Origin of the sequence: Streptomyces mutomycini, assembly GCF_001700505.1 — a bacterium.
Lineage (GTDB): Bacteria > Actinomycetota > Actinomycetes > Streptomycetales > Streptomycetaceae > Streptomyces > Streptomyces mutomycini.
The window spans coordinates 1-7,410 of record NZ_MAPV01000125.1 but is presented as its reverse complement, the minus strand read 5'-3'; the positions used below and the strand labels follow the sequence as shown (position 1 = coordinate 7,410).

Genomic DNA, 7,410 nt, shown 5'->3' with positions numbered 1-7,410 from the left:
TGGGACACCTGCCGCACCCTGGTCGCCTCGCTGGTCCGCCCCGCCCCGCCCTCGCCCGCGGGTCCCTCCCGGCCCCACCGGCTGCGGGTCGAGGCGGGGCGGGGCGGACCAGCGAGGCGACCAGGGTGCGGCAGGTGTCCCAGACCGTGTGGGGCGGCCCGGGGGAGGGCCTGGCCGCCGGGATGCGCAGCTCGCCGAGTACCACCCCGTCGCTGTCGTCGACCAGCAGATCCAGCCGGTGGACGGCCCCGTCGAGCACGGTGCGGGCCGCGGCGACCGCTCCCCGGGGCACGCCGAGCGCGTAGCTGAGTTCCAGCGTGTGCGCGGCGCCGACCGGGATCAGGGAGAGCGCGCTGTCGGACAGCTCCCGCTCACGGTGGAGCTGGGACACCGCGCGCAGCAGCGCATGGTCGTCGCCGACGATGACCGGGCGTCTGGACCCCCGCCGGGACAGGGCCCTGGCGAACTCGTCGGGGCCGTCCGCGAAGCAGATCTTGGCGTGCGCGCCGGCGCTCAGCACGTCCTTCGCGATGCGCACGGACTCGCCGTCGTAGCGGCGGGCAAGGGGGTCGATGAGCACGAGTAGCTGGTGGTCGCCGTCGCCGGGGGGCTCTGCAGCCGACACCTCGGTCCTTCCTCGGGTAGCATCTTGGTGCAAGAGCCCCTTGCGCTATTGCGCCAGGGGCTTCGTCTATTCCGGGGCACCCGGTTCGACGGCTCAGGCTTTGCCGTACAACGTCGTACGGCAGGTACGACCTTTACGTACGCCCCCTGACCTTGGACATGCCCCGCCCGGAAGGGGTGTACGCCTGTGCCCGCACTTGTGCTGCTCGGTGCTCAGTGGGGTGACGAGGGCAAGGGGAAGGCCACCGACCTCCTCGGTGGATCCGTTGACTATGTGGTGCGTTACCAGGGCGGCAACAATGCCGGCCACACGGTTGTCGTAGGCGACCAGAAGTACGCACTGCATCTCCTCCCCTCCGGAATCCTGTCGCCGGGGTGTACCCCGGTCATCGGTAACGGTGTCGTCGTCGACCCGGCGGTCCTGCTCTCCGAGCTGAGCGGTCTGAACGAGCGAGGCGTCGATACGTCCAAGCTCCTGATCAGCGGCAACGCTCATTTGATCACTCCGTACAACGTCACCGTCGACAAGGTGACGGAACGCTTCCTCGGTAAGCGCAAGATCGGCACGACCGGCCGGGGCATCGGCCCGACCTATGCCGACAAGATCAACCGGGTGGGCATCCGCGTCCAGGACCTCTACGACGAGTCGATCCTGGAGCAGAAGGTCGAGGCGGCGCTGGAGCAGAAGAACCAGCTCCTCGCCAAGGTCTTCAACCGGCGTGCGATCGAGTCCGGCAAGATCGTGGAGGAGATGCTCCAGTACGCGGAGCAGATCAAGCCCTACGTCGCCGACACGACGCTGATCCTGAACAACGCCATCGACGAGGGCAAGGTCGTCCTCTTCGAGGGCGGCCAGGGCACCCTGCTGGACGTCGACCACGGCACCTACCCCTTCGTCACCTCGTCGAACCCGACCGCGGGCGGCGCCTGCACCGGATCCGGCGTGGGCCCGACGAAGATCAGCCGGGTCATCGGCATCCTCAAGGCCTACACCACGCGCGTCGGTGCCGGACCCTTCCCGACCGAACTTCTCGACGAGGACGGCGAGGCGCTGCGCCGGATCGGCGGCGAGCGTGGGGTCACCACCGGCCGCGACCGCCGCTGCGGCTGGTTCGACGCCCCGATCGCTCGGTACGCGACCCGGGTCAACGGCCTCACCGACTTCTTCCTCACCAAGCTGGACGTGCTGACCGGCTGGGAGCAGATCCCGGTGTGCGTGGCGTACGAGATCGACGGCAAGCGCGTCGAGGAGCTCCCGTACAACCAGAGCGACTTCCACCACGCGAAGCCGATCTACGAGAACCTCCCCGGCTGGTCCGAGGACATCACTAAGGCCAAGACCTTCGGTGACCTGCCGAAGAACGCGCAGGCGTACGTGAAGGCGCTGGAGGAGATGTCCGGCGCGCCGATCTCCGCGATCGGTGTCGGCCCCGGCCGCACCGAGACCATCGAGATCAACTCCTTCCTGTAGGAGCACCCACCGCAGTCCTGCGGGGGCGCCTCCCCGGAAACGGCGTGACGACGGCCGGACCTTCCCTCGAAGGTCCGGCCGTCGTGCTGTGCGGCCCGGGCGGGCCGTCAGGGCAGCTGCCGGGCGAAGGCGCGGCCGTCAGGAGCACGCCGGGAGTAACAGGGACAGCGCGCCCAGCAGCACGGAGGCCATGGCGTTCCCGGCCCCCTTACCCCGGTATGGGGGCTCGGCGCGGCTCAGTCCTCCCCGCAGAGCCGCATCCCCTTCGGGGTCGCGCAGGGCAGATGGCCGTTGGTGCGCATGATCTCCTCACCGTAGTTGTCGAGGTAGTTCAGGAAGCCGGCCACCAGGGATTCCGCGGGCGGTGATCCGTAGGTGTACGCGTACTCGATCTCCTGGTACGGGTAGCTGCTGGTGCCGATCGTGTCGACGGACGGGGTGGTGCCGTCGATGGACACCCGGTGGGCTCCGTCGGGCACTTCGCCGTTCCGCAGTTCGGTGTAGCCGATCGCGCCGTCCAGCCTGGCGACCTCGGACAGGACCTGGTCCGTGCCGTCGAGTTCGCAGCGCATGACCGGGGCGTCGGCGTAGTCCTTGGTGGTGCAGTCGCGTGAGGAGGTGGCGAGCTCGTTGGTGTTCAGGACACGGCGCTGGAAGACCTCGCGGGTACCGGAGTTGGCGTCCCGGCTGACGAGGCGGATCTCCAGATCGGGGCCGCCCTCGACGATCTCGTTCCAGTTGCGGATCTCGCCGCGGTGGATCCGTCTGATCTGGTCGAGGGAGAGATCCTTCACCGGCGCCGTGTCGTTGACCACCAGGGAGAAGAGCGAGATCGCGACCGCCTTCCCGTGCAGCTTGGTCAGAGCGGCCGGCCGGGGGCCGTCGGACAGGGCGATCATGGCAGGGGCCCCGGCCGATCCGGCCTTCGCGCCCAGGGCGTCGAGCTTGCGCACCCCGGCGTTGCTGCCGTGGATGTCGAGGCGGATCTCGGCGCCCTCGCACTCGTCCTCGTACTTCTGCTCCAGCTCCTTCAGGACCGGCTTGAACGCGGTGGAGCCGGTGACCGTGAGGGTGCCGGCGGCGCAGTCCATCGGAGGAGGGGAGTCGTCCCGTACGACGATGATGCCGGCGAGGGCGAGGACACAGGCGGTGAGGGCGACGGTGATGAGCCTGGCCCCCCGGCCGAAGATCGGGGGCTTCTCATCGGGGCGGGCCGCCTTGTTCCGCTCCACCTTTCCGTCCCGGATGCTCCCGGTGACCGTGATCGGGCCGCCCACGTTCGAACCTGTGAGCAGGACCAGGAGCTTGAAGTGCTCGTTGCGGTTGAGCGGGACGCGCGGCAGCCAGATGAGGGAGCCGCTGTGCTGGACGGCGTCATCCGGAGTGAAGGTGTCCATCAGATGGTCGGCACCCGGCGCATGGGTCACGGCGATTCCGCGTACGGTGCGGCCCGAGAATTCGACGGTGAGGCCGGGGTGCACGGCGCGCTGCGGGTAGTCGTCCTCGCCGATCGACTGGGAGCCGTCGTTCTCGATGCGCAGCAGGACGAGGGTGGCGTCTGCCATGCCCGGGGTCTCGTTGAAGAGGCCGACCCGCACATTGACCCGGCCCTGGCTGACTCCGCTGCCTATCGGGGTGTCCATCTGCACGCGGTAGCCGATGCGCTTGCGGCGCGGGACGCGGCGTTCGTACCAGAGCACGCCCGCCGAGGTCAGGATGCCCAGCAGGGCGGTGAGGACGGCGACGACGTTCTCGGGGGTGAACAACGAATCCATGTCGCTCGCGCTCCCTCGTGGGTGCGGTGTGCAGGTCGGCGTCACCGTACGGCTGGAGGACGTGGGGTGGGGGAGCCTCCGGATTCCTTCCGGTGAAGTTCGCCTTGCGTTCAACAAGCCTGTGGAGGAGTGAAGTTGAGCGACTCGGCGCGATGGGGGAGTTCTGGTCTAGACCTTGACAGGTCCAGACCATCGACGCTTGAGTGGGCGCAACCCCCCATGGCGGCGCACGCTCGGCGCGGGCGCCGCGACCTAGGAGTGATCACGTGGCCAAACGTGTCATGAGCCTGATCGCCGCGCTGGGCGCGGTCATCGCGATGTTCGTCGTCCTCCCGGCCTCCACCGCGTCGGCCGCGGCCTGCGCACCGGCCTGGAGCGCCTCCTCCGTCTACGTGGGCGGAGGGTCGGCCTCGTACAACGGCCACAACTGGTCCGCGAAGTGGTGGACCCAGAACGAGCGGCCCGGCACGGCGGACGTCTGGGCCGACCAGGGCAGCTGCGGCTCCGGCGGCGGTACGGACCCGGGGGAGCCGAATCCCTCGGGCTTCGTCGTGAGCGAGTCCCAGTTCAACCAGATGTTCCCGAGCCGGAACTCGTTCTACACGTACAGCGGCCTCACCGCGGCGCTGAGCGCCTACCCCGGCTTCGCCAACACCGGCAGCGACACGGTCAAGAAGCAGGAGGCGGCGGCGTTCCTCGCCAACGTCAGCCATGAGACCGGCGGGCTGGTGCACATCGTCGAGCAGAACACGGCGAACTACCCGCACTACTGCGACACCAGCCAGTCGTACGGCTGCCCGGCCGGCCAGGCCGCCTACTACGGCCGCGGACCGATCCAGCTCAGCTGGAACTTCAACTACAAGGCCGCCGGTGACGCTCTCGGCATCGACCTGCTCCGCAACCCCTGGCAGGTGGAGCAGAACGCGGCCGTGGCCTGGAAGACCGGCCTCTGGTACTGGAACACCCAGTCCGGCCCCGGCACCATGACGCCCCACAACGCCATCGTCAACGGCGCCGGATTCGGCGAGACCATCCGGTCGATCAACGGCAGCATCGAGTGCAACGGTGGCAACCCCGCCCAGGTCCAGAGCCGCATCGACAAGTACAGGGCGTTCGTCCAGATCCTCGGCACCACACCCGGCTCGAACCTGAGCTGCTGAACCCGGCCCCACCCCGGGGAGAGGGGGCGCGCCCGGCAACGGCCGGACGCGCCCCCGTTTCGTGCGCCCGACGCACGGAGGTGCGGCTTCCCGTGCGCCCCCGATTCGTTTCCCCGGGCGGGGATTGGCAGGATCACGCACCATGAACACGGACAGCGACGGCACCCCGCCCACGACCACCGAGGACCGCCTCGCCCTGATCGACGGCGTCCTCGCCCTGCGCTTCCCCTCGGGGGAGGAGAGCGAGGACAGCGGCGTGCGCAGCAGCGGTCCCGGACATCACCTGCTGATCCTGATGGCGAGCCAGGACTTCTGGGACGACCGTTCCCCCGAGCTCGTCGAACCCGCGGAGCAGGAGATCGAGGCCGAATTCAGCGTCCTGGCCACCGCGTTGAGCGAGCGCTGGGGCGAGCCGGAGACCGTCGACCTCTGGCCGTATCTGGAGCGGTACGACGAGGGCGAGGGCGCTGCCCCGGAGCCGATGGGGCAACTCAGCAACCTGGCGGGCAGCATGCAGGTCTGGCGCGTGCCCGGGGCTACGCGGTGGCTCGGTCTCGCCGTCGGGCAGGCCGATCCGGAATTCCCCATCTGGCTGCTCGCCGCGGTCGGGGAGGCGGCGACGCTCCCGGGGTGAGCCCCCCGCCGGGGGCCGGTGCGCTCACCGCAGAGGTCAGAGCAGCGCCGGCTTCACCGACATCAGAAGGTGCTGGTGCGTCTTGGTCCCCATGTCCTCCCTGCCGGTGATCATGGCGCGCTGGCCCGGCCCCACCAGCTTCATCCGCACCGTCTCGTCCTCGAAGGAGGACAGGGCGTCCATCAGATACGCGGGGTTGAAGGCCACCGTCATCTCCGTGGTGCCGTCGAACGCCGCGGGCAGCCGCTGCGAGGCCACGTCGTCCTCGAATCCGGCCTGCAGCAGCACCGAGCCGTCGGGTCCGGCGGAGAACGTCATCTGCAGCGGACTGCCGCCGTCCGCCACCACGGAGACCCGCTTGACCGCCTCCACCAGGAGGGCCCGGTCCACCACCGCGGCCGCGGGGTCCGCCATCGCGAACAGCTTGTCGTGGCGCGGCAGCCTGCCGTCCAGGAGACGGACCGTCGTGCGCGTCCCCGCGTGCTCGAATCCGACCGACCCCCCGTCCACGGCGACATCGACCTGCCCGGCCCTTCCCAGCGACCGGGCGATCTCGGTCAGCCGGCGGGCGGACACCACGACATCGGCCGCCACGTCCGGCCCTGTCGCCTTGAACGGCAGGGTGCGCACCGCGAAGCGGTACCGGTCCGTGGCCGCCAGCGTCATCGCGGAGCCGTCGAGCACGAGGCGGATCCCGGTGAGCGTGGGCAGGGTGTCGTCCCGCCCCGCGGCCACCGCCACCTGCGCGACCGCCGAGGCGAACTCCCCGGCGTCCACAGCCCCGCGTACCTCCGGCAGCGGCGGAAGCGCGGGGTAGTCGTCGAGGGGCAGGACCGAGAGACCGAAGCGGGACCCGTCTCCCGTGACCGTGAGGCGAGAGCCCTCCACCGCGCACTCCACGGGGCCCTCGGGCAACACCTTGCAGATGTCGAGCAGCCGCCGCCCCATGACCAGCACCTTCCCGGGCCGGACGGTGTGCGCCTCCGCCTCGACACGCGCGGAGGCCTCGAAGTCCAGCCCGGACACCCGGAGCCGGCCGGTGTCCGCATCGAGGAGGAGTCCGCCGAGGACGGGAACGGGCGAACGTGCGGGCAGCACCCGGGCCGCCCGGGAGACGGCATCCGTCAATGCGCCACGTTCCATGCGGAATTCCACGGCAGGGCCTCTCGTCCGGCGTACGACTCGGTCGCGCACCACGCTAGGCGGCGCCACTGACAGTCCTCCGGACCGACGGCAGCGGCCACCCCCGTGAGCCGCTCAGCCCGTCCTCGTGTACGTCAGGCTCTTGCCGGTGGACGTGATCTCGCGTTTCAGTGTTCCGTCGGGCAGCAGTGTGAGGACGGTGGGCTCCCCAGGGGTGCACGACGACATCGGTTCACCTTCGGTGACCCGGGAGGGCCCGACGCGGACGGATCCGCCGGACGAGGGTTCGCTCTCCAGGTCTGCCTGGAACACGCAGCGGTACGAGCCGCCCGTGTCGAGCGGGCCCTCGGCGGTGAGTGACAGCACGGCCTCGCCCACCTCGCCCTGCCGGACGACGAGCCGGCGGGTGGAGGTACCCGCGCCGCCGTCGACGTTCCCGGACCATGCGCCCAGGAGTCGGGCGGGGACGGCGCCGTCGGCGTCCCCGCCGTCCGCTGAGGACCCGTCGCCCGGTGTGGTGTGCGAACCGTAGGGGGAGCCGGCTGGGGGGTCTTCTCCTTCATGCGGAACGCGGAGGGCGGCGCCGGCTCCCCCTACGGTTCG

The 7,410-nt window shown here is 70.1% G+C and carries 6 protein-coding genes and 1 pseudogene; 3 read left to right on the top strand and 4 right to left on the bottom strand.

Annotated elements, in window-relative coordinates; genetic code table 11:
* Window positions 1-625, bottom strand: a 625-nt coding sequence (locus BFF76_RS18605) for a diacylglycerol kinase family protein (protein WP_244167299.1), incomplete at its 3' end; no start/stop codon positions are given.
* A 186-nt stretch (window positions 626-811) separates the two neighbouring features.
* Between BFF76_RS18605 and BFF76_RS18600 the strand changes: the two genes are divergently transcribed.
* On the top strand, window positions 812-2,095 hold the full coding sequence (locus BFF76_RS18600; protein ID WP_053929480.1) for an adenylosuccinate synthase: 1,284 nt from the start codon (window positions 812-814) through the stop codon (window positions 2,093-2,095).
* Window positions 2,096-2,331: 236 nt separating this feature from the next.
* Here the strand turns inward: BFF76_RS18600 and BFF76_RS18595 are convergent, their stop codons facing one another.
* Window positions 2,332-3,870: a substrate-binding domain-containing protein gene (locus BFF76_RS18595; protein WP_065848659.1), complete on the bottom strand. Its 1,539-nt coding sequence runs from the start codon at window positions 3,868-3,870 to the stop codon at window positions 2,332-2,334.
* Between the two features lie 266 nt (window positions 3,871-4,136).
* On the opposite strand from BFF76_RS18595, the gene BFF76_RS18590 reads away from it, so the two are divergent.
* Together BFF76_RS18590 and BFF76_RS18585 are read left to right on the top strand one after the other, a co-directional pair.
* The gene (locus tag BFF76_RS18590) at window positions 4,137-5,030 is read left to right on the top strand and encodes a glycoside hydrolase family 19 protein (protein ID WP_065848658.1); all 894 of its coding nucleotides are present in this window, start codon (window positions 4,137-4,139) and stop codon (window positions 5,028-5,030) included.
* A 142-nt stretch (window positions 5,031-5,172) separates the two neighbouring features.
* Window positions 5,173-5,664 (top strand): hypothetical protein, encoded by a 492-nt coding sequence (locus BFF76_RS18585; RefSeq protein ID WP_031090772.1) that lies wholly within the window; start codon window positions 5,173-5,175, stop codon window positions 5,662-5,664.
* Window positions 5,665-5,700: 36 nt separating this feature from the next.
* On the opposite strand, the gene dnaN is transcribed toward BFF76_RS18585, so the two are convergent.
* Window positions 5,701-6,819, bottom strand: a complete 1,119-nt coding sequence (gene dnaN / locus BFF76_RS18580) for a DNA polymerase III subunit beta (protein ID WP_031090773.1) — start codon at window positions 6,817-6,819, stop codon at window positions 5,701-5,703.
* A gap of 102 nt (window positions 6,820-6,921) precedes the next feature.
* Window positions 6,922-7,410, bottom strand: a pseudogene (locus tag BFF76_RS18575) (serine/threonine-protein kinase); the annotation flags it as partial.